We start from the raw sequence: 25,336 nt of genomic DNA, 5'->3' as shown, positions 1-25,336 counted from the left end.
GATCAGGGGCGGATGACCGCGGCCCCCGTGCCCAGTTCCTCGATCCGCGCGAGCATCCGGGGGGCAGTGACGTTCTCGCCGAGCAGATTGGGCTTGCCCGTACCGTGGTAGTCGGAGGAGCCGGTGACCAGCAGGCCGTGCTTGGCGGCAAGCTTGCGCAAAAACGCCCGGCCCTCTTCCGGATTGTCCCGGTGGTCGATCTCCAATCCCGCCAGTCCGGCGTCGATCATCTCCCGGTAGGTCCGCTCCCCCACGATCCGGCCCCGTGCAGACGCCACCGGGTGGGCAAATACCGGCACGCCGCCCGCGGCACGGACAAGTTCGACGGCGGTGGCCGGGTCCGGTGCGTAGTGCGGGATGAAGTAGCGGGACCGGGAGGTGAGGATGGAAGCGAACGCCTCGGAACGGTCTTCCACCACCCCTGCAGCCACCAGGGCATCAGCGATGTGAGGCCGGCCCAGGGTGGCGCCGGGGGCCACATGGTGGATCACGTCGTCCCATGTCAGGGGATAGTCTTCGGCCAGGATGGTGACCATCCGTTCGGCCCGGGTCAGGCGGGAGTCCTTGGCCTTGGTGATCTCCTCCAGCAGGCCTGGATGGGTGGGGTCGTGCAGGTAGCTCAGCAGGTGGACGCTGATGCCTTCCGCGGTCCGGCAGGAGACTTCCATGCCGGGAACCAACGCCACGCCGTGCGTGACGGCGGCAGCGGCCGCCTCGGTCCAACCCGCGGTGGAATCATGGTCGGTCAAGGCCACCACGTCCAGGCCCGCACGCGCGGCGGAAGCCATGACGTCGGCGGGCGGCTCTGTCCCATCGGAGACGTTGGAGTGGGCATGCAGGTCAATCCTCACTTGTCCAGACTAGTGGACCCCGCCCCTCCGGCACCGGAGCCTGTTCGCTTAGCCGCGACGCTGGTGAGACGATGGTGCCGTGAACGATGCCGATAACACCCAAAACTCTGCTTCCCAGCCGCTGGAGGAGCGCGTCAACAACCGCTCGCAGCGGCCCAGTTCCAACGCTTTCAAGGCCTTCATGGCCAGCAACTGGGCGCCGTCCAGCCAGGAACTCCCCCAGCGCGACGCCGTCGCCGGCTACGCCGCAACCCGGCGCAAGGCAATCTCCGCCCTCTTCAAGGGCGAACGGCTGGTCATTCCCGCCGGACCGCCCAAGGTCCGCTCCAACGACTGCGACTACCGCTTCCGCCCGCACTCCGGCTTCGCCCACCTGACCGGCCTCGGCCTGGACCACGAGCCGGACGCTGTCCTGATCCTGGACCCGGTGGAGGATGGAAACGGCGACGACGGCGGCAACCACCGCGCCACCCTGTACTTCCGGCCGTTGGCAGGCAGGGACACCGAACAGTTCTACGCCGATTCCCGCTCCGGCGAGTTCTGGATCGGGGCACGACCCACCCTCGAGGAGTTCCAGGCCCGCCTGGGGCTGCCCACCGCGCACATCGACCAGCTCGAAACAGCCATCACCAAGGATGTCGGCGCTCCCGAGATCGGCGGAATCTCCATCCGCCTGGTCCGCAAGGTGGACGAAAACATCGACGCCCTGGTGGATACGGCCCGGTACAACACGGCAAAGGATCCGGAGAACCTGGACCTTGAGGCCCTGGACGCCCTGGACGAGAAGCTCAGCGAAGCGCTCTCCGAACTGCGCCTGCTCAAGGACGAATGGGAAATCGAGCAGATGAAGATCGCCGTGTCCGCAACGGTTGAGGGATTCGAGGAAGTTGTGAAGGCCCTCCCCCGTGCATTGACGCATGCCCGGGGCGAACGTGTGGTGGAGGGTGCGTTCTTCGCCCGCGCCCGCGAGGTGGGCAACGAACTGGGCTACGACACCATCGCGGCCTCCGGCAACAACGCCACGGTGCTGCACTGGACACGCAACACCGGCCGGGTCCATGCAGGCGACCTCCTGCTCCTGGACGCCGGTGTGGAGGCTGACTCGCTCTACACGGCGGACATCACCCGTACCATTCCGGCCGATGGCACCTTTACCGCTGTCCAGCGCAAAGTGTACGAGGCAGTCCTGGACGCCGCGGACGCGGGCTTCGCCGCCGCGCAGCCGGGGACGAAATTCCGCGACATCCACACCGCGGCAACCACGGTCCTGGCCGAGCGCCTCGCCGAATGGGGCCTGCTGCCCGTCAGCGTTGAGGAAGCGGTCAGCCCCGAGGGCCAACAGCACCGCCGCTGGATGCCGCACGGAACGAGCCACCACCTCGGCCTGGACGTGCACGACTGCGCCCAGGCCAAGCGGGAACTTTACCTGGACGGCGTCCTCACCGAAGGCATGGTCTTCACGATTGAACCGGGCCTCTACTTCAAGGCGGAAGACCTGGCGATCCCCGAGGAATACCGTGGCATCGGCGTCAGGATCGAGGACGATATCCTCATGACCGCCGACGGCCCCGTTAACCTCAGCGCCGCCCTGCCCCGCAAGGTTGAAGACGTCGAGACCTGGATGGCCGGCATTTACCGGACCGAAGAAGCCTGACACGGGCACACATACAAAAGAGCGTGGCCACCGGACTGGGTCCGGTGGCCACGCTCTTTTGTATCGCCGTCTTCCTGCGCGTGCCGCCAGGAAGACCGGAGTGCCTGCGGAGGCGGCAGCCCTATTGTCCGTTGCCGCTTCGGTGGCTGTCCTCATCCTGGCCGTACTGCCCTGCGTTGTGCTCCGGGTTGTGGCCCGCGGCGGATTGGGCGGCCGGCTCATGCGGGTGTTCCGGGGCGGCTTCGCCGGGCTGCGCGGCGTCAGTCGCGGGGCCTTGCGGAAGCCGGACTCCGTACTGCGGCCGGCCGTCCGGCAGGTCGGGGTACCGCACGGTTCGGACCGGCTGCGCCGGCTGACCATCGTCGTACTGTTGCCCGGCGGCCTGCTGCGGGTTCCCGGCGCCCGGGTATCCCTGGCCGTCCTGTGCCGGTGAAGCAGTGGGCCGCTGGCCGTAGGGGTCGTTCCACCCTGCGGGCCTGGCCGGGCCCTGGCCCGGGTTCTGTTCCTGCCCCGGCTGGTGCTGCTGCTGGGTCGGCTGGTTGTAGTAGTCATGCTGGGTATACGGGCCGTGTCCGGACGCCGCGTCGGAACGGGACATCGGCAGCTGCTGCAGCAGGCGCCGGGCCTCATGGGCTGCCTCGGGGGCCACAATGACGTCATAGTTCGTGGCCACCACCTGGCTGGTGGAGGTGAAGTCCCGCTTGCCGCGCTGCATGGCGTAGGTGACGATGCCGAAGAGCATGAAGAAAGCCGCACCCATCAGCACCGATGTCATGATCGAGAAGTAGCCGGGCGAAGGCGCGAAGAAGGACAGCATGACGCCGACGAAGAGGCCGAACCACATGCCGCTCAGTGCTCCGGAAAGGGCCACCCGGGGGTAGCTCAGGCGCCCCGTCACCCGCTCCACCATCTTCAGTTCGTTGCCCACGATGGAGACCATCTGGACCGGGAACTGCTGGTCCGCGAGGTAGTCAACCGCCTTTTGGGCGTCGAGGTAGGAGGTGTAGGACCCTACGGTGTCACCGGTGGGTACGGCCCGGGCGTCATCCGGTCCGGTGGGACCGCCGGTCTTGGGAGCACCAAAAATGTTGGACATACACCCATTCTTGCCCATCAAGATGGGTGCTGCCTGTAAATTCAGCTAAAAGAGAGCAGACTCGGTAGCCTGTAGTGGTGAGCACAACACCTACCCGTGTCTTCGTGGCACGCCTCCTGGGCCTGGATGTCTTCGACCCCCTGGGCGACCGCCTGGGCCGGCTGCGCGATGTCGTTGTGCTGTCCAGAGGGACCCAGGGCGCCCCACATGTGGTGGGCATCGTGGTGGAAGTGCCGGGCAAGAAGCGTGTCTTCGTGCCCATGACGCGCATTACCTCAATCGACCAGACGCAGATTATCTGCACCGGCCTGGTCAACCTGCGCCGGTTCGAACAGCGTGGTGCCGAAACACTGGTGGTAGCCGAGATGTTCGACCGGCGGGTGACCCTCCGCGACGGCAGCGGCGACGCCACCATCGAGGACATCGCGATCGACCAGCACCGGTCCCGCGACTGGTTCGTCAGCAAGCTCTTTGTCCGGCGCGGCCACTCGCTGTCCCCCCTGAGCCGTTTGCGCCGCAATGAAACATTGATCATTGACTGGGCGGACGCCCAGCAGGGACCACGCACCGAGCCGCAGGCCGCCACGCAGTTCGTGGCCAACCACGAAGACCTCAAGCCCGCCGACTTTGCCGAGGCACTGCAGGAGATGAGCGACAAGCGCCGGTTCGAGGTGGCCAGCGAACTGCAGGACGAGCGGCTGGCCGACGTCCTCCAGGAGCTTCCCGAGGACGACCAGGTGGAAATCCTCTCCGCGCTGGATGTCCAGCGCGCCGCCGACGTCCTTGAGGAAATGGACCCCGACGACGCCGCCGACCTCCTGGGCGAACTCCCCTCCGCCCAGGCCGAGGAACTCCTCCAGCTGATGGAACCCGAAGGCGCCGAGGACGTCCGCCGCCTGCTCGAATACGACGAGGACACGGCCGGCGGCCTCATGACTCCGGTGCCGGTCATCCTGCCACCGGAAGCCACGGTGGCCGAAGCCCTGGCCCACGTGCGGCGGGAGGAGCTCTCCCCCGCCCTGGCGTCGTCGATCTTTATCGCGCGGCCGCCACTCGAGACCCCCACCGGCCGCTTCCTGGGCGTGGTGCACATACAGCAGCTCCTCCGTTTCCCGCCTTTCGAGGCACTGGGCAACCTGGTGGACAAGAACCTCGAGCCATTGTCAGACCAAGCCCACATCAGTGAGGTGGCCCGGACCCTGGCCACCTACAACCTCAATTCGCTTCCGGTGGTCAACGACGCCGGCCGGCTTGTGGGGGCGGTGACTGTTGATGACGTATTGGATCACTTGTTGCCGGACGACTGGCGCGCCCATGATGGCGAAGCCCCGATAAGAAAGCTCGGTGGCCGCATTGGCTGATAACAGCGCCTCGAAGAACCCCAGCCAGCGGAACCTGGCCAACGCTGAAGCAAAAGGCAGCCTCGACACACCCCTAAGCGCCCGTCAGCGGATCCTGCCCAAGTTCAAGCCGGATCCGGACGCATTCGGGCACGCCACCGAGGGTTTCGCCCGGTTCATGGGCACGCCGCAGTTCCTGGTTTACATGACGGTGTTCTGCATCTTCTGGTTGGGCTGGAACACCTGGGCGCCCGTCGAGTGGCAATTTGACTCGAGGGACCTCGGCTTCACCCTGCTGACCCTGATGCTGTCGCTGCAGGCTTCCTACGCGGCCCCCCTGCTGCTGCTCGCGCAGAACCGCCAGGATGACCGCGACCGCGTCTCGCTGCAGCAGGACCGGCAGCGCGCTGAACGCAACCTGTCCGACACCGAGTACCTCACCCGGGAGCTGGCCTCCCTGCGGATCGCGCTGCGTGAAGTAGCAACCCGTGACTACGTCAGGGCAGAGTTGCGCTCGCTCCTGGAGGACATGCTGGAAGCCCAGGAGGAACTCCGGACGCACGACGACTCCGGCCACGGTTCCCACGAGTCACCACGGGACAAGGTGAAGGACAAACTGCGTGAGCAGAGGGACCGGCAGCGTGGCCCGCGCACCCAGCAGATCCCCCGGGTCAAGCCCGGCCATTCCACCAACGAACGCTAGGCCGGATCATCCGGCCGCACTTCACCGCACCAGCACGAAAGCCGAGGCCCCTCCCGTGAGCGCCCCCATGGATCCGGCACCATCCAGCAACTCCCCGCTGCTCCAGGCCGTCACCCAAGCCCTGGCAACCGTTATCGACCCTGAGCTCCGCCGCCCCATCACCGAACTGGGGATGGTGGACTCCGTCCGGGTGTCCGACGACGGCCGGGTCACCGTCGCTGTCCTGCTCACCATTGCGGGTTGCCCGCTGCGGGACACCATCACCGCCGATGCCCGCAAGGCCCTGTCCGCGGTCCCCGGCGTCACCGCCGTCGACGTGGACCTGAAGGTCATGGACCAGGCCCAGCGGGATGCCCTCAAGGAGAAGCTGCGCGGGCCCGGCGGCGCACGCACCATCCCGTTCAACCAGCCCGAGTCGCTGACCAAGGTGTATGCGGTGGCCAGCGGCAAGGGCGGGGTGGGAAAATCCTCGGTGACCGTGAACCTTGCCACTGCCTTGGCTGCCCGGGGCCTGCGCGTGGGCATCGTGGACGCGGACGTCTACGGTTTCTCCGTGCCCGCACTGATGGGCATCTCCCAGGCTCCCACCCAGGTGGATGACATGATCCTTCCCCCGGTTGCCTACGGGGTGAAGGTCATCTCCATCGGCATGTTCGTCACCGGCAACAAACCGGTCGCCTGGCGGGGACCCATGCTGCACCGGGCCCTGGAACAATTCCTCACCGACGTCTACTTCGGCGACCTGGACGCCCTCTTCCTGGACCTTCCCCCGGGGACCGGGGACATCGCCATTTCGGTGGCCCAGTTGCTGCCCAAGGCCGAGATCCTGGTGGTGACTACGCCCCAGGCTGCGGCGGCGGACGTAGCCGAACGCGCCGGTGCGATCGCGACCCAGACGGGCCAGAAGATCGCCGGGGTCATTGAGAACATGTCGTACCTGGACATGCCCGACGGCGGCCGGATGGAACTGTTCGGAAGCGGTGGCGGGACGGTCCTCACCGGGCGGCTCAGCTCCACGCTCGGCGTCCCGGTGCCGCTGTTGGGCCAGATTCCACTGGACATCCAACTTCGCGAGGGCGGCGACGCCGGCGTTCCGATCGTGCTCGGCAAGCCCGAATCCGCGGCAGGCGTGGCGTTGGCAGGTATTGCTGCGCAGCTTGCCGCCACACCGCGGGGCCTTGCCGGGATGAAGCTGGGACTCCAGCCCCGCTGACGAGCGCCCTAGGTGGCTTCGGTGTCGAAGGGAGCGGTTTCGCCCGGTGCGAGCCGCTCCACAACCCGCTCAGGTCGGGCAGGGGCGGCGTCGGCCACGGCTGCCGCGCCGGACACCGCAGCCACCGCGGCCGGGGCTCCCGCGCTGACGGGCTTGGTATCGTCGTCGAACAGCGCTTCCTTGATGATGCGGCGGGGATCGTACTGGCGGGGATCGTACTTCTTCCAGTCGACATCGTCGATGTCGATGCCTACTTCTTCCTTGATTTGCTCCCGGGCACCGGACGCCATACGGCGGACTTCCTTGACCAGGTTTGCCAGCTTCTGGGTATATTCGGGCAGCCGTTGGGGGCCGATCACGAGAACTCCGATGATCAGCAGAATGATGAATTCCGGGCCGTTGATACCAAACACTTTAGGAAGATTACCCTCTCCGGGCTGCCAGTGACGATTCCCGTCCAGCTAACGTGGAAACAGTCCGCGTCACGGGGTGAACAGAGCAGCGATCTTGCTGATGCCGCGCTCCAGCCGTGATTCCAACGGCTCCCCGGACTTTCCTGCGGACTGTTCTGGAACGGCGGCCGCAACACCCTCCGTTGCGGCATCGGCGACGTTCTTGAGGATCGGAAGGGCGTCATCGGCCTGCCCCGCGGGAAGGTCCGAGCGGTAGGTGATGGTGAGGCCGGCCGTGCGGTAGGTCGCGGACGCCGGGGACATGGACCACGCCTGCGAGGTGCCGGAACCCGGGTTGGACGGGTGCTGTTCGGTGACGGTGGCGTGGTGGGCACCATCGGTGAGGTGCAGCTCCACCGCCGGTTGTCCTTCCACCAGCACCGCCCGGGCGGTTTCGAGGTGGAATCCCATGGCCTGCAGTTCCGGGCACGCCCAGCCTTCGGACCGCAGCGAGGCCAGTTGGGCGGTATCCAGCGGGCGGCCATCGGTTGGGGTCTGCGAGGAAACGTGGGAAAACGCCGCCTCCGTTCCGGAGGGTTCCCCCGCCACCGGATCCCCCGCAGCGGTGAACGCCCCCACGGCGAGCACGCCGGCTGCCGCCATGGTCCCTCCTGCGGTGAACGCCAAGGCCCGGGCAGCCATCCGGCTTCCGGCGTGGCCAACGGGGGCTTCAGGCTGCGCCGCGAGTTCGTGGGTGCGCGCCAGAAGCCGTGCCGTCAGGTCCTCGCTGGCGGGCGGGACCGGCGCTTGGCGGAGGCGCTCAAGGTATTGCCGTTCCCGGCGGACAGTGGCGGCACACTCCTGGCATGCCTCGAGGTGGCTGCCGGAGCGCTGGTGCTTGCCGCCGAAAGGAAACTGGGACTTCATGCGCCGATCAGAGGATGCCCGCGATGCGCGGAATGGAGAGCTTGCGGCGTCCCTGCTGCGGGCGCGGGTCACGGTGTGCCAGCTTTTCCCTGAGCATGGTCCGTCCGCGGTGGATACGGGAACGGACGGTGCCGAGTTTGACGCCGAGCGCCTCGGCCACTTCGTCGTAGGACAGGCCTTCGAGGTCGCAGAGGACGACGGCGGCACGGAAGTCCGGCGGGAGTTCCTCCAGGGCGGCCTGGACATCGAGGTCCAGGTTGTTCAACTCGAAGCTCTGCTCGGGGCCGGGTTCGCGGCCGGGCAGGCGGGACTCCGCGTCCTCCGCCAGGGCGTCGAACCGGATGCGCGTCTTCCGGCGCGCCTGGTCGAGAAACAGGTTGGTGGTGATGCGGTGCAGCCAGCCGTCCAGGGTGCCCGGCTTGAAGTTTTCCAGTGACCGGAAGACGCGGACGAACACCTCCTGGGTGAGGTCCTCGGCGTCGAACTTGTTCCCGGTCAGGCGGTAGGCCAGCCGGTAGACCTTCGCGGAGTGATTGGTGACCACTTCTTCCCAGGTGGGACGGACCCACTCATCATCGGGATTGTTGACTGCAGGGACAGGTGCCACAACTGAAGATGACATCGTCCACTCCCCTCGTGGAATGCTAACGCCCGGATACTGTTGACATCTCTGATTCGGCGCCGGTCACCTTTTGGATGAGCGGATTCCAATCATGTCAAACTTCGCTGGGAATTTCCTGACCGCAGGGTAACTTCAGCCTTCGGCGCAACACCCTCTTCCCCGGCCGGCAGGGCCGGACACAGTAGGCTAAAGGGGACATTCCCCCTTCACGCCCAGAAAGCGATAATTCATGAGCGCCGACAAGTCCAGCAGCTGGTCCTATGCAGAAGATCTGCCCGCTGAGGATGAGGTTATGCTTCGGGCCCGGGAACGTTCATTTGAATTGGGCGTGAGTGCCATCAGCCCTGGTGTCGGCGCGGTCCTGACGGTTCTTGCTGCCGCGTCCAAGGCGCAGACCGCCGTCGAGATCGGTACCGGCGCCGGTGTCTCCGGCGTCTGCCTGCTGCGGGGCCTTGGCCCGCACGCTGTCCTGACCACCATTGACGTGGACGTCGAACACCTTCGCGCGGCCCGCGAGGCGTTCACCGAGTCCGGCAGCCCGGCCAACCGCACCCGCACCATCTCCGGCCGTGCCGGCGATGTCCTGCCGCGCCTTACGGACGGCGCGTATGACCTGGTCTTCATCGACGCCGACAAGCCCGGCCTGCCCGGCTACGTGGAGCAGGCCATCCGGCTCCTCAAGAGGTCGGGCCTGTTGATTATCAATGACGCCCTGGACAAGGACAAGGTGGCCAACCCGGCCGGCCGCGAGGCCACTACGGTGGTGCTGCGCCAGGTGGGGAGGGCAATCCGCGACGACGAAAGGCTGGCGTCGGCGATGCTTCCCACCGGCGACGGCCTGCTGGTCGCCGTCAAGAAGTAGGCCGGGAACAGGACAGGGTCCGCGGCGCGAGACCGCGGACCCTGTCCGGCACGACTATTCGGTGACGCCTACCAGGCATTCCTTGAGGTTGGCTGCTTCGGCAGCGTTCAGCTCGACCACGAGGCGCCCGCCGCCTTCGAGCGGGACGCGCATGATCAGGCTGCGGCCCTCCTTGGTGACTTCCATTGGGCCGTCGCCGGTACGTGGTTTCATAGCCGCCATGAGGAATTCCCCTCCATTTTGTTCCAGGACTGATCAGCCCGGGCGGGCTGGGTCCGCATGTCGATCAAGCGGCTGTGGCGGGGTGGTGCTTCCCCCGCCGAGGCTGCGCGTTTTCTGGATGCTTGTGTCCTTGCTTACTTACTATTATCGCGGATTTACCCGCACGTAGCTAATCGATGGACATTTCCGTGCGCCGGGCATTCCCGGCCTGACCTGCACGGAAGCCCCTTCTGCTAGGGCGGATAATCGCCGCCGCCAGGCAGCTGGGCCCAGGCCCACAGCCACACGATCCACACGATCTGCAACAGTACGAACATGGCCAACACGGTCCCGCGGTAGGCCCGGGACCGGGACAGGAAGACGGCGCCCAGGGCCAGCGGAAACAGGGGCAGCAGCATCCTGAACGTGCTGGTCTGCGGGTGGAGGAACATCAGCAGGTAGCCCATGTAGCAGGCGCACCACAGCCGGAGTTCGGCTCCGAGCCGCACTACCGGGGGGAGGAACAGCATCACGCCGAACAGCGCCACGAAGACCAACGGCGCCAGCAGGCCAAGGACGGGACCGAAAAGTTCGACGCCGGTATCGAACCAGGGCTTGAAAGGCACCAGGTCCTGCCCCCGCCATACCGTCTCGGTTTTGGTGTAGGCCTGGGGGTCACCCGTGGCGGCCCACGCGGCAGCAGGCCAGACCAGTGCGGACACACCCGCGACGGCGGTAAGCCCGGTCAGCGCGGCAAGGTCCCGCACCGAGTGGGGTTCTTCTTCCGTTCCCGGCACGGTGCCGCCCCGGAGGCGGTCCATGGCGCGCCAGACCAGCAGCAGGCCCACCATGGCCGCGAAGGGCACGCCCACGGGCCGCGACAGGCACAGCACGAACACCACCGGCATGGCCCACAGGTACTGGCGGCGCAGCACCAGCAGGAGGGCCCATGCAAGCAGCAGGAGGGACAGTGGTTCGGCGTACGGCACCTGCAGCACGGCCGAGACGGGAAAGGTCGAAAAGAACGCGACGCCCCACATCGCCTGGCCATGGTCCGCCCTCTGCCGGAACAGGACGTAGGCCAGCAACGCGGCGCCCCAGCCGGCCAGCATGGCGATCACGGTCAGCGAGGCGGCGGAATTCATGCCGGTGAGGTGGCTGAGCCCGCCGGCCAGCGCGGGAAAAAGCGGGTAGAAGGCCCACGTGTTTTCCTGCACGTTTCCGGCGGCATCCGTGGGGAGCACGGACGGGTAGCCGTTGGCGATGACCTGGGCGTACCAGCGGGCATCCCAGATGTTGATGAAATTCCAGTAGTCCGGCTTCGGCGGGAACCAGGGGTTGACGCCCTGGTGGAGCGCGGCGGCCATGAAGATGCACGCCGAGACCAGGCGGGCTGCGGCATACAGGACAGTGGTCTGGATCCACCACGGCCAGCCGCGGACGGCGGAGGCAGCCCGGAGTGCGGCATTGTGGGCAGACGCCAAGGGGCTGCGGCGGTCCACCGTGCTCACGGGCCGCCCGTCCCCGGCACGGCGGTCCCGCGGGCGGCCGCTCCCGCGTCCGCGGAGGAGCTTGGGTCAGCCGGTGCCGTGTCCGCGGGGGCGGCCGGGCCGGCGTCGGAATCCTGTTCCGGTACGTCGCTTTCCATCGCGGCCAGCCGGCTGCGGAGCTCCGCAACTTCCCGGTCCCTGGCGGCGAGTTGGTCCCGCAGGTCCTCCAGGACCTGGTCCACCTGGTCCATCCGGTAGCCGCGCAGCCCGAGCGAGAACCGCAATTGGTCCACGTCTTCGGGTCCGGCGTGTGCGGGCAGCAGCACCGGTGGAAGGTTGGCGGGCGGGTCCTCGAGTCCGGCACCCAGCAGTGCAGGCAACCCGGTACCGCGGGAGCGCCGGCCCAGTCCGGCCCACAGGACCGCGGCCACCAGGACGACGGCGAGGAATACCAGAAAGAAACTCACAGTCCCATCGTGCCAGATCCATCCCGCCGGTCCGTGGCCCACGGCTCGGAGCCGGACCAGGCCGTGGTCCGTGTACTACTCCGGCCGCTGCTCACCGTTCAGGGACGGGGTCACGGCGACGTGAAGCACACGGTCCACCGCTTCGGCGGGATCGTCAACGAGCTGGATCAGGTCAAGGTCCTTCTCCGAGACCATTCCCTCGGCCACCAGGGTGCCCCGGATCCATTCGATCATCGGCCCCCAGAATTCGACGCCGAGGAGCACGATCGGGAAGGACGTCACCTTCCGCGTCTGGACCAGGACCATGGCTTCGAACAGCTCATCCAGGGTGCCCAGGCCGCCCGGCAGCACGATAAAGCCCTGCGCGTACTTGACGAACATGGTCTTGCGGGCGAAGAAATAGCGGAAGTTGATGCCCAGGTCCACCCACTGGTTCAGGCCCTGCTCGAAGGGCAGCTCAATGCCCAGGCCAACGGAGACGCCGTTGCCTTCCACCGTTCCCCGGTTTGCCGCCTCCATGGATCCGGGACCGCCGCCGGTGATGACCGCCACGCCGGCCTCGGCGAGCTTGCGCCCCACTTCGACACCCATTTCGTAGTACTTGCTGCCGGGCTTGGTACGGGCTGAACCAAAAACGCTGACGGCCTTTCCAATGTCCGCCAGCGCACCGAATCCTTCGACGAATTCGCTCTGGATCCGCAGGACCCGCCAGGGGTCGGTGTGGACGAATTGGCCGGGACCTTTGGTATCGAGCAGATGCTGGTCGGACATTTCCACGGCCGCCTGCTTGCGGCGCAGTTCAAGGGGCCCTTTGCGGCGTGGCTGGGTGGTCTTGGCCGGATCAGCGTTGGTACTCATTCCCCTAGGCTAACCTCCAACTCCAGGTATCTCTTGAATCACGATCGGCATGAACTTGGGGTGATTGGCGTCATAACCCACCGTTGTTCGCTAGATTCTTTCCTATGACTACTCATGTGCCCGGCGATGCCCTCGTCTCCCTGAACGCCGTAAATAAGCATTACGGCCAGCTGCACGTTCTGAAGGACATCAACCTCCAGGTCCGCAAGGGCGAGGTTGTTGTGGTCATCGGACCTTCGGGCTCCGGTAAGTCCACCCTCTGCCGGGCGATCAACCGCCTGGAGACCATCGAGGGCGGAACCATCAGCATCGACGGGAAGGTCCTGCCCGAAGAAGGCAAGGAGCTGGCCAAGCTCCGTGCCGACGTCGGAATGGTTTTCCAGTCCTTCAACCTTTTTGCCCACAAGACCATCCTTGAAAACGTCACCCTTGGACCCATCAAGGTCAAGGGAGCGTCCAAGGCGGAGGCTGAAAAAGAGGCCATGGCCCTGCTGGAGCGCGTCGGTGTCGGCCAGCAGGCGCCGAAGCTTCCCGCCCAGCTTTCCGGCGGCCAGCAGCAGCGCGTCGCGATTGCCCGTGCCTTGGCAATGAAGCCGAAGGTCATGCTGTTCGACGAGCCCACCTCCGCTCTCGACCCTGAAATGATCAACGAGGTCCTGGACGTCATGGTGCAGCTGGCCAAGGAAGGCATGACCATGATCGTGGTCACCCACGAGATGGGCTTCGCCCGCAAGGCTGCCGACCGCGTGGTCTTCATGGCCGACGGCCAGATTGTCGAAGACGAGGCGCCGGAGGAATTCTTCACCAACCCGAAGAGCGACCGCGCCAAGGACTTCCTGTCCAAGCTCCTCACCCACTAAGCACCCCGCACCCCTCCGGCCGCCGCGGCGGCCGGCCAATGAAAGGTACCCGATGAAGAACTTCTTTACCCGGAAGAAGCCATTGTTTGTCGCAGCAACCGCGGCGCTGGCTCTTTCCCTCAGCGCCTGTGGTGGTTCCGGTGGCGGCAGCACCGCTTCCTCCGGCGCGGACGAAACTCCGTACAAGGTAGCTGACAACGTCACTCTCACGGGCAGCCCCACCTACGACGCGATCAAGTCCAGCGGCAAGGTCCGCATCGGCGTTAAGCAGGACCAGCCCGGCCTCGGCTTCAAGGACGCAGCGACCGGTGAGTACACCGGATTCGACATCGAAATCGCGAAGTGGATGGCAGCATCCCTGGGCGTGAGCAAGGACAAGATCGAGTTCAAGCCGATTCCGTCCGCCAACCGTGAGTCCGCCATCACCAACGGCGACATCGACTACTACGTGGGCACCTACTCCATCACGGACAAGCGCAAGCAGCTGATCGACTTCGCCGGACCGTACTTCGTCACCGGGCAGGGCCTGCTGGTGAAGAAGGACAACTCCAGCATCAACAGCGAGAAGGACCTCTCGGGCAAGAACGTCTGCTCGGCCACGGGTTCCACCCCGATCCAAAACATCAAGGCAAACTTCCCGGACACCAAGACCACCGAGTTCGATACCTACTCGCAGTGCGTCGAGGCGCTCAAGAGCGGCCAGGTTGACGCTGTCACCACGGACCAGGCCATCCTGCTCGGCTACGCCGCCCAGGAACCGGACAGCCTGAAGGTAGTCGGCCAGCCGTTCACCACTGAAAAGTACGGCGTCGGCCTTAAGAAGGGCGACACCGCGCTGCGCCAGTTCATGAACAAGACGTTCACCGACGGTAACTCTGTGTGGCAGAAGATCTACGACCAGACTCTGGGCCAGTCCGGCACGAAGGTCGAACAGCCCAAGGTAGAGAACTACTAAACCAAAGTTGAGGGGGCGGCCACGCAGCCGCCCCCTCTTCCACTGTCGAAAGCGACGATTCTGTGAATACGCTGCTGAACAATTCGGATCTCTTCATTACGGGTTTCCGGAACACACTCATACTTTTCTTCTTCTCCGCGATTTTCGCGTTGGTCCTCGGGACCGTCGTCGCCGCGCTCCGGGTCTCCCCCGTTCCCGCCATGCGCGCAACGGCAACGCTCTACGTCAACGTGGTGCGCAACACCCCGCTGACGCTGGTTCTCTTCTTCTTCGCCCTCGGGTATCCGAAGCTGGGCCTGGTTCCGATCGACTTCACGACTGCCGCCATCATTGGCTTGAGCCTCTACACCGCCACCTATGTGGCCGAAGCGGTCCGCTCCGGCATCAACACGGTGCCCGTAGGCCAGGCCGAGGCTGCCCGCGCCATCGGTTTGCCGTTCACCCAAACCCTGACCCTCGTGATCCTGCCGCAGGCTTTCCGCGCCGTCATCCCGCCGATGTTCAGCGTGTTCATCGCCTTGCTCAAGAACACCACCGTGGCCGCCGGCTTCTCGGTCTTTGAAGCCGGCGCCATCCGCGCAAACCTCTCCGAGCGCGGTGAACCCGCGCTGACCGGTCTGCTCTGGGTGGCCCTGGTGTTCATCATCCTTGTCTTCATCCTTTCCGCACTGCAGCGAAAGCTTGAACAAAAGTGGAAGGTCTCACGATGAGTTCAATCCTTTTTGACGCCCCTGGCCCCAAGGCACGCTCCCGGTACCGGATTCTGGGCGTCGTCACGGCCTTGGTGATACTGCTGATCGTCGGATTCGTCGTTTTGCGTTTCGCCCAGAGCGGCCAGTTCGATGCTAAGAAATGGCAGCTGTTCACCTTCCCGCTGGTGCAGCAGACCATTGCCCAATCGGTCGGCGCCACCCTCTCCGCTTTCGCCACCGCAGCTGTGCTGAGCCTGGTCCTCGGCGTACTCCTGGCCTTTGGCCGGTTGTCCGACCGCCGCTGGATCAGTGCTCCCTGCTACGGCTTCACGGAGTTGTTCCGCGCCGTTCCGCTGCTGATCCTCATGATGATCTTCTACTATGGCCTGCCCACCATCGGAGTCCAGGGGATCACGCCATTCACCGCTGTAGTCGCCGGGCTTGTGCTGTACAACGGCTCCGTCCTTGCCGAGGTTTTCCGGGCCGGCATAGAGTCACTGCCCCGTGGCCAGAGCGAAGCCGGATACGCGATTGGCCTGCCCAAGAGCAAGGTCATGACCAGCATCCTGCTGCCCCAGGCCGTCCGATCCATGCTTCCGGTGATCATTTCCCAACTGGTGGTCATCCTGAAGGACACCGCACTTGGGTTCATCGTCACCTACAACGAGATCCTCTTCCAGGCAAAGTACTTCGGCAGCCAGATCCAGTATGGATCCCCAATTATCCCTGCGGCCATTGTTGCCGCAGTGCTCTATGTGGGGATGTGCCTGATCCTGGCCGCATTCGCCAAATGGCTGGAGCGCAGGCTTTCCCGCAAGCCCGGCGCAGCAGTCACACCGGCGGCTGCAGTTCCCGCCGAGGTGTAGCCAGACGGCAGCAACGCAACGGGGAAGGGCCCGGAACCTGGCGGTTCCGGGCCCTTCCCCGTTTCACGTTCCGCCCAGGGGCGCTTCTACGACGGGAGGCCGCCGTCCGGGCCGGCGAGCCAATCCTGCAGCGTGCTGAGGCAGGCGCGGATTGCGTCGGCGTGGACGTGTTCGTTGTCCTTGTGTGCCAGCAGAGGATCGCCAGGGCCGAAGTTCACCGCCGGGATACCCAGCTCGCTGAAGCGGGCGACGTCGGTCCACCCGTATTTGGGTTTGGGCTCGGCTCCCACGGCGGCGACGAAGGAGGCGGCCGCCGGGTGCTGAAGGCCGGGCCTTGCGCCGGCGGCCGCATCGGTGCGGACCACGTCGAAGCCGGCAAGCAGCTCACGGACGTGGGCTTCCGCCTGGTCCGGGGTCTTGTCCGGGGCGAACCGGTAGTTGATCTCCACCACGCAGCGGTCGGGAATGACATTGCCGGCCGTACCGCCGTTGATCTTCACAGCGTTAAGGCTTTCGCGGTAATCCAGGCCGTCAACGTTGACGGTGCGTGGCTCATAGGCGGCGAGGCGGGCCAGGATTGGCGCTGCGGCATGGATGGCGTTGCTGCCCATCCATGCGCGGGCCGAGTGGGCAGCCTCCCCCACAGTGCTGGCTTCGAACCTGCTGGTCCCGTTGCAGCCGCCTTCCACCGTGCCGTCCGTCGGTTCCAGAAGGATGGCGAAGTCACCCTCCAACAGGTCGCCGTGGTTCCGGACCAGGCGCCCCAGGCCGCTCTTCACCGCTTCAACTTCTTCATGGTCATAGAAGACGAAGGTGACGTCGCGCCGGGGCTGCCGGCCGCCGTCGAATAAGCCTGCTGCCAAAGCCAGCTGGACCGCCACGCCGCCCTTCATGTCGGTGGCGCCACGGCCGTAGAGGACACCCTCACCCGGAACTCCGGAGTCCCACGTCGAGGGGACCGTGCCGCGGGAGCCCTCGGTCAGGGGCAGCGGGACGGTATCCAGGTGTCCGGCCAGGATGACGCGCTCGCCCAGGCCGAGGTCGGTGCGGGCGATGATGGAGTCGCCATCACGCACCACGCTCAACTGGGGAATCCCAGCCAGTGCGGCCTCCACAGCGTCGGCCAGTTGCTTCTCATTGCCGGACACGCTGTTGATGTCCATTACAGCTGCAGTCAGCAACGCCACGTCCTGGTGCAGGTCAAGGATGGACAGGGACGAGTCAGGGGCGGTTTCAGCAGTCACGAAGCCAGTCTAGTTCGAACCCCCTGCCCGCCCCTCGATAGACTGGAGCACATGACTGAGACCGCTTCCTCTGCCGTGCCCGAAACCCTCACCCCTGACACCGATGACCGTTCCGCCCACGGCTTTGGCGTCGCCACCATCGCCACCGGCGATGCAAGTGTCCTGGACGTCTGGTTCCCGGCACCGGCGCTTGGTGTCGCCGCCGCCAACCTCCGCTCGGTGGAGCACGCCGACGAGACCCTGACCCGCATTGCCGAGAACGGCGCGGACGAGGACCGCGGTACCGAGCAGAAGGTCGTGTTCGTCCAGATCAACCTCGATGAAGCCCCCGCGGACACCGCCGACGCCTACCTGCGCCTGCACCTCCTCTCGCACCGTCTGGTCAAGCCCAACACCATCAACCTCGACGGCATCTTCGGCAAGCTCCCCAACGTCGTGTGGACCAACTTCGGCCCCGCCGCTGTCGAAGGCTTCGAACTGACCCGGGCCAGGCTCCGCCGGCGCGGCGCCGTCACCGTCTTCGGCATCGACAAGTTCCCGCGGATGGTGGACTACGTGGTGCCCACCGGTGTGCGGATTGCCGACGCCGACAGGGTCCGCCTTGGCGCGCACCTGGCCGCCGGCACCACCGTCATGCACGAGGGCTTCGTCAATTTCAACGCCGGAACCCTGGGGACCTCCATGGTGGAAGGCCGTATTTCGGCCGGCGTCGTGACCGGCGACGGCAGCGATGTCGGCGGCGGCGCATCCATCATGGGCACCTTGTCCGGAGGCGGCAAGGAAAAGATCACCATCGGCGAGCGTGTGCTGCTCGGCGCCAACTCCGGCGTGGGTATCAGCATCGGCGATGACTCGGTCGTCGAAGCCGGCCTCTACGTCACGGCAGGCACCCGGGTACGCATCCCCGGCCCCAAGGACGAGGTCGGCGAAGACACCACCAAGATCGTCAAAGCCGCTGAACTCTCTGGCGTGCCCAACCTGCTGTTCCGCCGCAACTCCACCACTGGCGCCGTCGAGGCGCTCCCCCGCGCCGGCCAGACCGTTGAGTTGAACGACGCCCTGCACGCCAACTGATCCGCGGGTGGGACGAAGACGCGGCCTGCGCCGCCTGGCAGTGCTGCTGCTTGCCCTCGCATTGGCAGTGGGCGGCGTTTATACCGCGGTGTACTTCGTGCAGCGTTCCGAAACCCTCGTTTCGGAACGCTGCACCGCCTCTGCGGGCAACCGCACCGGTGAGCTGGCGCCGGACCAGGCGGCCAACGCCGCCCTCATCACCGCCGTGGCGGTGCGGCGTGGATTGCCGGCCCGCGCTGCCACCATCGCCCTCGCCACTGCCATGCAGGAGTCCAAGCTGCGCAACATCGGCCACGGGGACCAGGCCGGCCCGGACTCACGGGGGCTCTTCCAGCAGCGGCCCTCCCAGGGCTGGGGCAGCGAAGCGCAGATCATGGACCCGTACTACGCCGTGAACGCTTTCTATGACGCATTGGTGAAGATTCCAGGCTACGAGACGCTCGACATCACCGACGCCGCCCAGCGGGTGCAGCGCTCCGCCCATCCCGAGGCCTACGCCCAGCACGAGGACATGGGGCGGGCGTTTGCTTCCGGCCTGACCGGCCAGACACCGGAGGGGGTCAAGTGCACGCTGCGCTCGGCCACCGCTGCAGGGGACGCGGCCGCGGTGGCGGCCGAACTGGAGCAGGCCTACGGCAGTGTGGATTCCCAGGCAGACGGCGCCACCCTGGTGGTGGAAGCCGACGGACCGATGGCGTGGTCCATTGCCCAGTGGGCAGTGGCCAACGCCAAGGACCTGGCAGTGACCCGCGTAGATGTTGCCGGGCGGGCATGGCAGCGTTCAGGCGGCGACGGCTGGCAGGACTCCACCACGCCGGCCGGCCAGGTACGCATCACTCTGCGGCAGGGCGACGGCGGCGGGTGAGCCTGCGCGGTCAGACCAGGATTTCCAGCACCGGCTGGACGTAGCTGCGGAACAGCTCCGGCTGGCCCATCAGTTCCCGGCTCATGATGATCTTGTCCGGTTCCAGGTACCACGCCCGCTGCTCGTCCAGCGGCAGTTCAATGATGGTCAGGCTGAAGTCCCGCGAATCGCGGCCGATTTCCATCAGCCTGTCATCCACCATCTCCGCAAGCAGTTGATCGGTGCCGCTGGCGACCCGCTCCCCCTCCAGCTCGGCATACTCGCTCCTGCGTTCCCTGGCCCAGGTGAGGGCTGAGCCGAAGTGGGCCTGCAGGACACGCTGCAGGGCCGGGGAATTGCCGAAGGCCTCAAAATCCGGTGGAGAGAGTTCGGGCGCCGTCTGCGGGTGTGCCTTGAGCAGTTGTTCCCACCAGGCCTCCCATTCGGTCTTCAGGGCGCTGAGTCCACCAACCTCCGCGGTCAGGTGGGTGTGGTCGGCGGACCTGATCTTGGGAGCCGTGTGGGACAGCACCGGACGGCCCACGCCGTTGAGGGCCGCCGCATCCCGGACGTAGAGCGCAATCATCATCGGTCCGGACGTGTCCGTGGTGATTTGCCATCCTGAACCGCTTGCGTGGTGCATTCAAAGTCCTTCCCTGGCCGCCTTCGCCGGACATCATGGTGCCGTCCGGCGTACCGGCTTTCAGTCTATTCCCGCAGGCCATCCGCGGTAGTGCCGGACATGCTCCGGGTACGCGTCACCGGGCAAGACTGTCCAGGTGCCGGTCAAGGACATCGCGGCACATTTGCGCAGTCATCCAACCCGGCTGCAGCAAAGCGTGCATGCACAGGCCGTCCAAGGTAGCCAACAACCGCTCCGCCTCCAGCACCAGGGTGTCCTGCGGTTCGTCCGGCAACAGCGACGCAACCACGGTTCCGACGACGGCGGCGACCTCCCGGTGGCTGCGGTCCGCAACTGCGGCCAGGAACGGCCTGATCCGCGCCGCGTTCTTGAAGGCCAGCCAGGCGCAGGCCTCTACCGCACTGTCCTGGTCCAGCGGCAGCAATCCGCCCAGCAGGGTTAAAACGGCCCAGCGGTGTTCCGGGCTGCCCGGCACGGCCCCGTCCACGGCGGGCAGCAGTCGCTGGAGCCGTGCGACGATGCGGTCCACCACCGCCCCGAACGAGAAAGCGAGGAGTTCTTCACTTCCCGCGAAGTAGTGCCGGACGGAGCCGACCGCCAGGCCTGCCTCGTCAGCCACTTCACGCAGCGAGGCGCGTTCCAGCCCGTCAACGGCGATGATCCGGAGAACCGCCTGGACCACGTCCTGCCGCCTGGCATCTGCATCAACAATTTTGGGCACCCTCCTTATTAGCACACTTGTGCTTCTTTCCGGGTGTCACATCGCGCCCGCCATCCGGAAAGCAGGGGCGGCCGGCGCCCGCCGTGGGATAGCGTTGAGGCATGAAAATCTTGGTTACAGGTGGCACCGGCTACATCGGTTCCCACACTGTTCTTTCCCTGCAGGAAGCCGGCCACGACGTGGTTGTCATCGACAACCTGGTCAACTCGAGCGAAGAGTCGCTGCGGCGGGTTGCCGAGCTCAGCGGCAAGGCCGCCGAGTTCCACCACGTCGACCTGGTGGACGAAGCCGCCGTCGAAAAGGTCTTTGCCGGCCGCGCCATCGACGCCGTGATCCACTTCGCGGGCCTCAAGGCCGTCGGCGAGTCGGTCCGGGAGCCACTGAACTACTACTACAACAACCTGGTGGGCACCCTGAACCTGATCCGCGTCATGGACCGGCACGACGTCCGGTCCATCGTGTTCAGCTCCTCCGCCACCGTCTACGGGGAGCACAACCCCATTCCGTACGTGGAAAAGATGGAGATCGGCGCCAACAACCCCTACGGGCGCACCAAGGAGCAGATCGAGGACATCCTCTCGGACCTTGGCGCAGCGGACACCCGCTGGCACATAGCACTCCTGCGCTACTTCAACCCGGTGGGCGCCCACCCGTCCGGCCGGATCGGCGAAGACCCCCAGGGAATCCCCAACAACCTGGTTCCGTTCATAGCCCAAGTGGCCGTGGGCCGGCGCGAGAAACTCATGGTGTTCGGCGGCGACTACGACACCCCGGATGGAACCTGCCTGCGGGACTACATCCACGTTGTCGACCTGGCCGAAGGGCACGTGGCTGCGCTGAACCACATTGCCGCCCGCACCGGAGTCTTCCGCTGGAACCTGGGCTCCGGCAAGGGCTCCTCCGTCCTGGAGGTCCTGCGCTCCTTCGAAAAGGCCGTCGGCAAGCCCATCCCCTATGAGATCACCGGCCGCCGTGCAGGAGACCTGCCGGCGTTCTGGGCCGACGCCACGTCCGCGCTGGCGGATTTGAGCTGGTCCACCACCAAGACGGTGGACCAGATGTGCGAGGACCACTGGCGGTGGCAGAAGAACAACCCCCAGGGCTACGCCAGCTGAACCCGGCGATTGCTCCGTACTTGTCGTTCTGACTTCTCAAAACGACAAGGACGGAGCAGTCGATCGAGGCAGAACGCGAAACGGCCGCCCACCTGTGAAAGGTGGGCGGCCGTTTCGTCGTCCTTCAACCGTTGCCGGCAGCAGGTCAGCGTGCCGGGTAGTCACGCTCCGGCTCACCGATGTACAGCTGGCGCGGGCGGCCGATCTTGGTGTTGGGGTCGCTGATCATTTCACGCCACTGCGCGATCCAGCCCGGCAGGCGGCCGATCGCGAACAGGACCGTGAACATCTTCTCCGGGAAACCCATGGCCTTGTAGATCAGGCCGGTGTAGAAGTCCACGTTCGGGTAGAGCTTGCGCTGGATGAAGTAGTCGTCGTTGAGCGCTTTCTCCTCCAGGCGGAGTGCGATCTCGAGCAGCTCGTCGTTGCCGCCGAGCTTGGTGAGGATCTCGTGGGCCGTGGCCTTGACGATCTTGGCGCGCGGATCGTAGTTCTTGTACACCCGGTGCCCGAAGCCCATGAGGCGGACGCCGTCTTCCTTGTTCTTGACCTTTTCCATGTAGTCCTCGGGCTTGAGGCCCTCGGCCTGGATCTGGCGGAGCATCTTCAGGACGGCCTCGTTGGCGCCGCCGTGGGCGGGGCCGAAGAGGGCGTTGATGCCTGCAGAAACAGAGGCGAAAAGGTTCGCGTTGGAAGAGCCCACCAGGCGCACCGTGGAGGTGGAGCAGTTCTGCTCGTGGTCCGCGTGCAGGATCAGGAGCAGGTCCAGCGCCTTGACGATGACCGGGTCCAGCTCGTACTGCTCGGCCGGCAGGCCGAAGCTGAGGCGCAGGAAGTTCTCCACGAGGTTCATTGAGTTGTCCGGGTACAGCATGGGCTGGCCGATGGACTTCTTGTGCGCGTAGGCGGCGATGACCGGCAGCTTGGCCATCAGGCGGATGGTGGAAACCTCCACCTGCTCGGCGTTGAACGGGTCCAGCGAGTCCTGGTAGAACGTGGACAGCGCGGAAACTGCGGAAGAAAGCACCGGCATGGGGTGCGCGTCACGCGGGAAGCCGCCGAAAAAGCCCTTGAGCTCCTCGTGCAGCAGGGTGTGGCGCCGGATCTTCTGGTCGAACTCATCCAGCTCGGTGGGCGTCGGCAGGTTGCCGTAGATCAGCAGGTAGGACACCTCAAGGAAGCTGGAGTGCTGCGCCAGCTGCTCGATGGGGTATCCGCGGTAGCGCAGGATGCCCGCATCGCCATCGATGTAGGTGATTGCCGAGGTGGTTGCTGCGGTGTTCATGAAGCCGGGATCAAACGTCACGGCGCCGGTCTGCTTCAGCAGCTTGGAGACGTCGTAACCCTCGTTCCCTTCAACAACCTGGATGCGCGGGAGCTTCAGCTCGCCACCTGCATGGAGCAGGGTCGCAGCATTGTTGGTCTCAGTCATGGAGTCCCCTTCATGAGGCGTCTGGGCCTCTGTCGAAAGCTTGATCCAACATCAGGTGAGCCGCGCACTGATCCTGAGAAGACAGGTTCCAACACCCGGGCTGCCTTCTTGTAGAAAGCCACCATTGATAGTCACTTAAAAACTACCGCTCCTTGGCGGGTGTCACTAATCCGGAGCCCGCCGATACAGCCTAAAATGCCCCGGATGTGGGACGAGTCACAAGAATATTACGTGCTGCTAGGAACCCGCTCCTGACAGCCTGGCCACCGCTGCGTCGATGCGTTCGTCCGTACCGGTCAGGGCAACACGGACAAAACCGTTGCCGGCATCACCGTAGAAGACGCCTGGGCCCACCACGATGCCCCGGTCCGCGAGGCGGTCCACCGTGTCCCAGGTATCCTCCCCGGCAGTGGACCAGAGGTAAAGTCCGGCATCGGAATCCTTGATCTCCAGGCCGAACGCCTGCAGCGCGGGCACCAGCCGTTCACGCCGGCCGCGGTAGAGGTCCTTCTGCGCCTCAACGTGCACGTCGTCGCCCAGTGCCACCCGCATGGCCTCCTGGACCGGGTAAGGGACGATCATGCCCGCATGCTTGCGGCTGTTGACCAGGTTGGGCATCAGGTCCGGGTCGCCGGCTACGAATGCCGCCCGGTAGCCGGCCAGGTTGGACTGCTTGCTCAGCGAGTACACGGCCAGCAGCCCCTGGTGCGAACCGCCCGCCACCCGGGGATCAAGGATGCTGGGTACGCGACGGCCGCCGCGCTGGACGTCCCAGTCCCCCCAGCCAAGCTCTGCGTAGCATTCGTCCGAGGCCACCACGGCACCCAGTTCCCGGGCCTGGACCACCAGCGCCCTGAGGGACTCCGCATCCCGCACGCTGCCGGTGGGGTTGCCGGGGGAATTGACCCAGATCAGGCGTACCCGGGCGCGCGTGGCGTCGTCGAGTTCGTCCAGGTTGTCCGTCGCCACCGAGGTGACGCCGGCAAGGGTTGCGCCGATGTCGTAGGTGGGGTACGCCACCTTGGGACGGACGACGACGTCGCCGGGCTTGAGGCCCAGCAGCAGCGGAAGCCACGCAACGAGTTCCTTCGAACCCACAGTGGGCATGATGTTGCGGGGATCCAGGCCGGAGACTCCGCGCCGGCGTTCGAACCAGCCGGCGACGGCGTCACGGAGCGCCGGGGTTCCGTGCACGGTGGGATAGCCGGGGGCATCGGAGGCCGCCTTCAGGGCGTCTTGGACCAGTGCCGGCGTAGGATCCACCGGCGTGCCGATCGACAGGTTGACAGCCCCGCCGGGGTGCCTGGACGCCTTGGCCAGATAAGGCGCCATGGCCTCCCAGGGGTAGTCGGGCAGGGCCAGGCCAAACGAATTTACTGCTGCTGTCACGGCTCTCGTCCGGGTCAGTGGTCTTGGTTCTGTGGCGGCAGGGCGGCGATCATCGGGTGGTCCTTGCCCGTGTTGCCGATCTTGGCCGCGCCGCCCGGGGACCCGAGGTCATCGAAGAACTCGACGTTCGCCTTGTAGTAGTCGGCCCACTCATCAGGGGTGTCGTCCTCGTAGTAGATGGCTTCCACCGGGCAGACGGGTTCGCAGGCGCCACAGTCGACACACTCGTCCGGATGGATGTACAGCGAACGCTCGCCCTCATAGATGCAGTCCACGGGGCATTCTTCGATGCATGCCTTGTCCTTAACATCCACACACGGCTGCGCGATTACGTACGTCACGTCCCTGGCCTCTCCACGTTGGGTTCCGGCGACCCGCCGGTTCTTGCATCCGGCAGCACGGCCGGACTCTTGACATCTGAGCCTATTATCTCCCAGCACGTTCCCGCGAACCTAGCCGGCACCCTAGTATGAACTGGTGAGTCTGCCTGCTGCCGCGCCCGCCCGGTTCCTGACCGCTGCGGCCACGGGTACCCGCGTCGTCGTACGTTACCGGATAGACGGAGGCCTGACGGACGCCCTGGGCCATTTGCTGGCATGCGACGCCGGTTCCTGCACCATCCGCACCCGCCGGGCCGACGTCGTCATCCCCCTGGAACGCGTGGTGGCGGCCAAGGAGGTTCCACCCGCTCCCCCGCGGCGCCCGGCCCGTTGAAGGACGCTGACGCGCCGACCCTGCGCAACAAGCGCGGGATTGCCGCGCAGCACGGTTGTTAAAGCAGAATGCCACCGGCGCAGTACCGGTGGCATTCTTGGCGTTCAGGCG

28 protein-coding genes are annotated in these 25,336 nt (G+C 65.8%); 13 read left to right on the top strand and 15 right to left on the bottom strand.

All coding sequences use genetic code 11. The features are described 5' to 3' along the window. Nucleotides 1-2 precede the first annotated feature (2 nt). Complete coding sequence (locus QRM95_RS17570) at nucleotides 3-851, bottom strand: PHP domain-containing protein (RefSeq protein ID WP_285248752.1); 849 nt, start codon at nucleotides 849-851, stop codon at nucleotides 3-5. A 79-nt stretch (nucleotides 852-930) separates the two neighbouring features. Between QRM95_RS17570 and QRM95_RS17565 the strand changes: the two genes are divergently transcribed. Beyond that, nucleotides 931-2,505 carry an aminopeptidase P family protein gene (locus QRM95_RS17565; protein ID WP_285248751.1) on the top strand — a complete coding sequence of 525 codons (1,575 nt, stop codon included), beginning with the start codon at nucleotides 931-933 and terminating at the stop codon, nucleotides 2,503-2,505. Between the two features lie 121 nt (nucleotides 2,506-2,626). Here the strand turns inward: QRM95_RS17565 and QRM95_RS17560 are convergent, their stop codons facing one another. Then, nucleotides 2,627-3,601 (bottom strand): YflT domain-containing protein, encoded by a 975-nt coding sequence (locus QRM95_RS17560; RefSeq protein WP_285248750.1) that lies wholly within the window; start codon nucleotides 3,599-3,601, stop codon nucleotides 2,627-2,629. Between the two features lie 77 nt (nucleotides 3,602-3,678). Between QRM95_RS17560 and QRM95_RS17555 the strand changes: the two genes are divergently transcribed. From QRM95_RS17555 to QRM95_RS17545, 3 genes are all read left to right on the top strand, one after another. Then, complete coding sequence (locus tag QRM95_RS17555; RefSeq protein WP_026265667.1) at nucleotides 3,679-4,962, top strand: magnesium transporter MgtE N-terminal domain-containing protein; 1,284 nt, start codon at nucleotides 3,679-3,681, stop codon at nucleotides 4,960-4,962. Then, nucleotides 4,946-5,644, top strand: coding sequence for a DUF1003 domain-containing protein (locus QRM95_RS17550; protein ID WP_285248749.1), 699 nt, complete (start codon nucleotides 4,946-4,948; stop codon nucleotides 5,642-5,644). The genes QRM95_RS17555 and QRM95_RS17550 overlap by 17 nt, the downstream gene beginning before the upstream one ends. Nucleotides 5,645-5,711: 67 nt before the next feature. After that, on the top strand, nucleotides 5,712-6,857 hold the full coding sequence (locus tag QRM95_RS17545; RefSeq protein ID WP_285248878.1) for an Mrp/NBP35 family ATP-binding protein: 1,146 nt from the start codon (nucleotides 5,712-5,714) through the stop codon (nucleotides 6,855-6,857). An 8-nt stretch (nucleotides 6,858-6,865) separates the two neighbouring features. Here QRM95_RS17545 and QRM95_RS17540 read toward each other — a convergent pair whose 3' ends face one another. From QRM95_RS17540 to sigE, 3 genes are all read right to left on the bottom strand, one after another. Continuing rightward, complete coding sequence (locus QRM95_RS17540) at nucleotides 6,866-7,270, bottom strand: twin-arginine translocase TatA/TatE family subunit (protein ID WP_285248748.1); 405 nt, start codon at nucleotides 7,268-7,270, stop codon at nucleotides 6,866-6,868. 69 nt (nucleotides 7,271-7,339) lie between these two features. Beyond that, nucleotides 7,340-8,176 (bottom strand): anti-sigma factor, encoded by an 837-nt coding sequence (locus QRM95_RS17535; protein ID WP_285248747.1) that lies wholly within the window; start codon nucleotides 8,174-8,176, stop codon nucleotides 7,340-7,342. A 7-nt stretch (nucleotides 8,177-8,183) separates the two neighbouring features. Beyond that, a complete protein-coding gene (gene sigE, locus QRM95_RS17530; RefSeq protein ID WP_285248746.1) occupies nucleotides 8,184-8,798 on the bottom strand; it encodes an RNA polymerase sigma factor SigE in 615 nt (204 codons plus the stop codon). Between the two features lie 229 nt (nucleotides 8,799-9,027). Here sigE and QRM95_RS17525 point away from each other — a divergent pair, with 229 nt between their 5' ends. Continuing rightward, nucleotides 9,028-9,660, top strand: coding sequence for an O-methyltransferase (locus QRM95_RS17525; protein WP_285248745.1), 633 nt, complete (start codon nucleotides 9,028-9,030; stop codon nucleotides 9,658-9,660). 54 nt (nucleotides 9,661-9,714) lie between these two features. Here the strand turns inward: QRM95_RS17525 and QRM95_RS17520 are convergent, their stop codons facing one another. The 4 genes from QRM95_RS17520 to QRM95_RS17505 all read right to left on the bottom strand — a co-directional run bounded on the left by QRM95_RS17520 (nucleotide 9,715) and on the right by QRM95_RS17505 (nucleotide 12,676). Then, nucleotides 9,715-9,882 carry a DUF3117 domain-containing protein gene (locus QRM95_RS17520; protein WP_009357720.1) on the bottom strand — a complete coding sequence of 56 codons (168 nt, stop codon included), beginning with the start codon at nucleotides 9,880-9,882 and terminating at the stop codon, nucleotides 9,715-9,717. A 233-nt stretch (nucleotides 9,883-10,115) separates the two neighbouring features. Further along, a complete protein-coding gene (locus tag QRM95_RS17515; protein WP_285248744.1) occupies nucleotides 10,116-11,372 on the bottom strand; it encodes a putative hexosyltransferase in 1,257 nt (418 codons plus the stop codon). Then, nucleotides 11,369-11,818, bottom strand: coding sequence for a DivIVA domain-containing protein (locus QRM95_RS17510; protein ID WP_285248743.1), 450 nt, complete (start codon nucleotides 11,816-11,818; stop codon nucleotides 11,369-11,371). Before QRM95_RS17510 ends, QRM95_RS17515 begins: the two co-directional genes overlap by 4 nt. Before the next feature lie 75 nt (nucleotides 11,819-11,893). Further along, a complete protein-coding gene (locus QRM95_RS17505; protein WP_133831014.1) occupies nucleotides 11,894-12,676 on the bottom strand; it encodes an LOG family protein in 783 nt (260 codons plus the stop codon). A 104-nt stretch (nucleotides 12,677-12,780) separates the two neighbouring features. Here QRM95_RS17505 and QRM95_RS17500 point away from each other — a divergent pair, with 104 nt between their 5' ends. From QRM95_RS17500 to QRM95_RS17485, 4 genes are all read left to right on the top strand, one after another. Next, a complete protein-coding gene (locus QRM95_RS17500) occupies nucleotides 12,781-13,536 on the top strand; it encodes an amino acid ABC transporter ATP-binding protein (RefSeq protein WP_285248742.1) in 756 nt (251 codons plus the stop codon). Between the two features lie 52 nt (nucleotides 13,537-13,588). After that, on the top strand, nucleotides 13,589-14,491 hold the full coding sequence (locus QRM95_RS17495) for a glutamate ABC transporter substrate-binding protein (RefSeq protein WP_285248741.1): 903 nt from the start codon (nucleotides 13,589-13,591) through the stop codon (nucleotides 14,489-14,491). 62 nt (nucleotides 14,492-14,553) lie between these two features. Continuing rightward, nucleotides 14,554-15,201, top strand: a complete 648-nt coding sequence (locus tag QRM95_RS17490; protein WP_285248740.1) for an amino acid ABC transporter permease — start codon at nucleotides 14,554-14,556, stop codon at nucleotides 15,199-15,201. Beyond that, entirely contained in the window at nucleotides 15,198-16,049 is an 852-nt protein-coding gene (locus QRM95_RS17485) for an amino acid ABC transporter permease (protein WP_285248739.1), read from the top strand. Before QRM95_RS17490 ends, QRM95_RS17485 begins: the two co-directional genes overlap by 4 nt. Before the next feature lie 86 nt (nucleotides 16,050-16,135). Here the strand turns inward: QRM95_RS17485 and dapE are convergent, their stop codons facing one another. Next, nucleotides 16,136-17,293 (bottom strand): succinyl-diaminopimelate desuccinylase, encoded by a 1,158-nt coding sequence (gene dapE, locus QRM95_RS17480; RefSeq protein ID WP_285248738.1) that lies wholly within the window; start codon nucleotides 17,291-17,293, stop codon nucleotides 16,136-16,138. Nucleotides 17,294-17,344: 51 nt separating this feature from the next. Between dapE and dapD the strand changes: the two genes are divergently transcribed. Together dapD and QRM95_RS17470 are read left to right on the top strand one after the other, a co-directional pair. Beyond that, nucleotides 17,345-18,367: a 2,3,4,5-tetrahydropyridine-2,6-dicarboxylate N-succinyltransferase gene (gene dapD / locus QRM95_RS17475; RefSeq protein ID WP_285248737.1), complete on the top strand. Its 1,023-nt coding sequence runs from the start codon at nucleotides 17,345-17,347 to the stop codon at nucleotides 18,365-18,367. Nucleotides 18,368-18,374: 7 nt separating this feature from the next. After that, nucleotides 18,375-19,232, top strand: a complete 858-nt coding sequence (locus QRM95_RS17470; RefSeq protein ID WP_285248736.1) for a transglycosylase SLT domain-containing protein — start codon at nucleotides 18,375-18,377, stop codon at nucleotides 19,230-19,232. 10 nt (nucleotides 19,233-19,242) lie between these two features. Here QRM95_RS17470 and QRM95_RS17465 read toward each other — a convergent pair whose 3' ends face one another. Continuing rightward, on the bottom strand, nucleotides 19,243-19,854 hold the full coding sequence (locus tag QRM95_RS17465; RefSeq protein WP_285248735.1) for a hypothetical protein: 612 nt from the start codon (nucleotides 19,852-19,854) through the stop codon (nucleotides 19,243-19,245). 115 nt (nucleotides 19,855-19,969) lie between these two features. Continuing rightward, on the bottom strand, nucleotides 19,970-20,575 hold the full coding sequence (locus QRM95_RS17460) for a TetR/AcrR family transcriptional regulator (RefSeq protein WP_285248734.1): 606 nt from the start codon (nucleotides 20,573-20,575) through the stop codon (nucleotides 19,970-19,972). A gap of 101 nt (nucleotides 20,576-20,676) precedes the next feature. On the opposite strand from QRM95_RS17460, the gene galE reads away from it, so the two are divergent. Further along, a complete protein-coding gene (galE, locus tag QRM95_RS17455) occupies nucleotides 20,677-21,690 on the top strand; it encodes a UDP-glucose 4-epimerase GalE (RefSeq protein ID WP_285248733.1) in 1,014 nt (337 codons plus the stop codon). 145 nt (nucleotides 21,691-21,835) lie between these two features. Here the strand turns inward: galE and QRM95_RS17450 are convergent, their stop codons facing one another. From QRM95_RS17450 to fdxA, 3 genes are all read right to left on the bottom strand, one after another. Beyond that, nucleotides 21,836-23,122: a citrate synthase gene (locus tag QRM95_RS17450; RefSeq protein WP_018760317.1), complete on the bottom strand. Its 1,287-nt coding sequence runs from the start codon at nucleotides 23,120-23,122 to the stop codon at nucleotides 21,836-21,838. A gap of 237 nt (nucleotides 23,123-23,359) precedes the next feature. Beyond that, entirely contained in the window at nucleotides 23,360-24,511 is a 1,152-nt protein-coding gene (dapC, locus tag QRM95_RS17445) for a succinyldiaminopimelate transaminase (RefSeq protein ID WP_285248732.1), read from the bottom strand. A 14-nt stretch (nucleotides 24,512-24,525) separates the two neighbouring features. Continuing rightward, nucleotides 24,526-24,852 carry a ferredoxin gene (fdxA, locus tag QRM95_RS17440; protein ID WP_009356972.1) on the bottom strand — a complete coding sequence of 109 codons (327 nt, stop codon included), beginning with the start codon at nucleotides 24,850-24,852 and terminating at the stop codon, nucleotides 24,526-24,528. A 136-nt stretch (nucleotides 24,853-24,988) separates the two neighbouring features. Here fdxA and QRM95_RS17435 point away from each other — a divergent pair, with 136 nt between their 5' ends. Further along, nucleotides 24,989-25,225 (top strand): putative acetyltransferase, encoded by a 237-nt coding sequence (locus tag QRM95_RS17435; RefSeq protein ID WP_285248731.1) that lies wholly within the window; start codon nucleotides 24,989-24,991, stop codon nucleotides 25,223-25,225. Nucleotides 25,226-25,336 lie beyond the last annotated feature (111 nt).

This window comes from Pseudarthrobacter sp. efr-133-R2A-89, from assembly GCF_030209315.1.
Classification (GTDB): Bacteria; Actinomycetota; Actinomycetes; order Actinomycetales; family Micrococcaceae; genus Arthrobacter.
The sequence above is the reverse complement of the archived record's forward strand: the minus strand, read 5'-3'. Positions and strand labels throughout refer to the sequence as shown.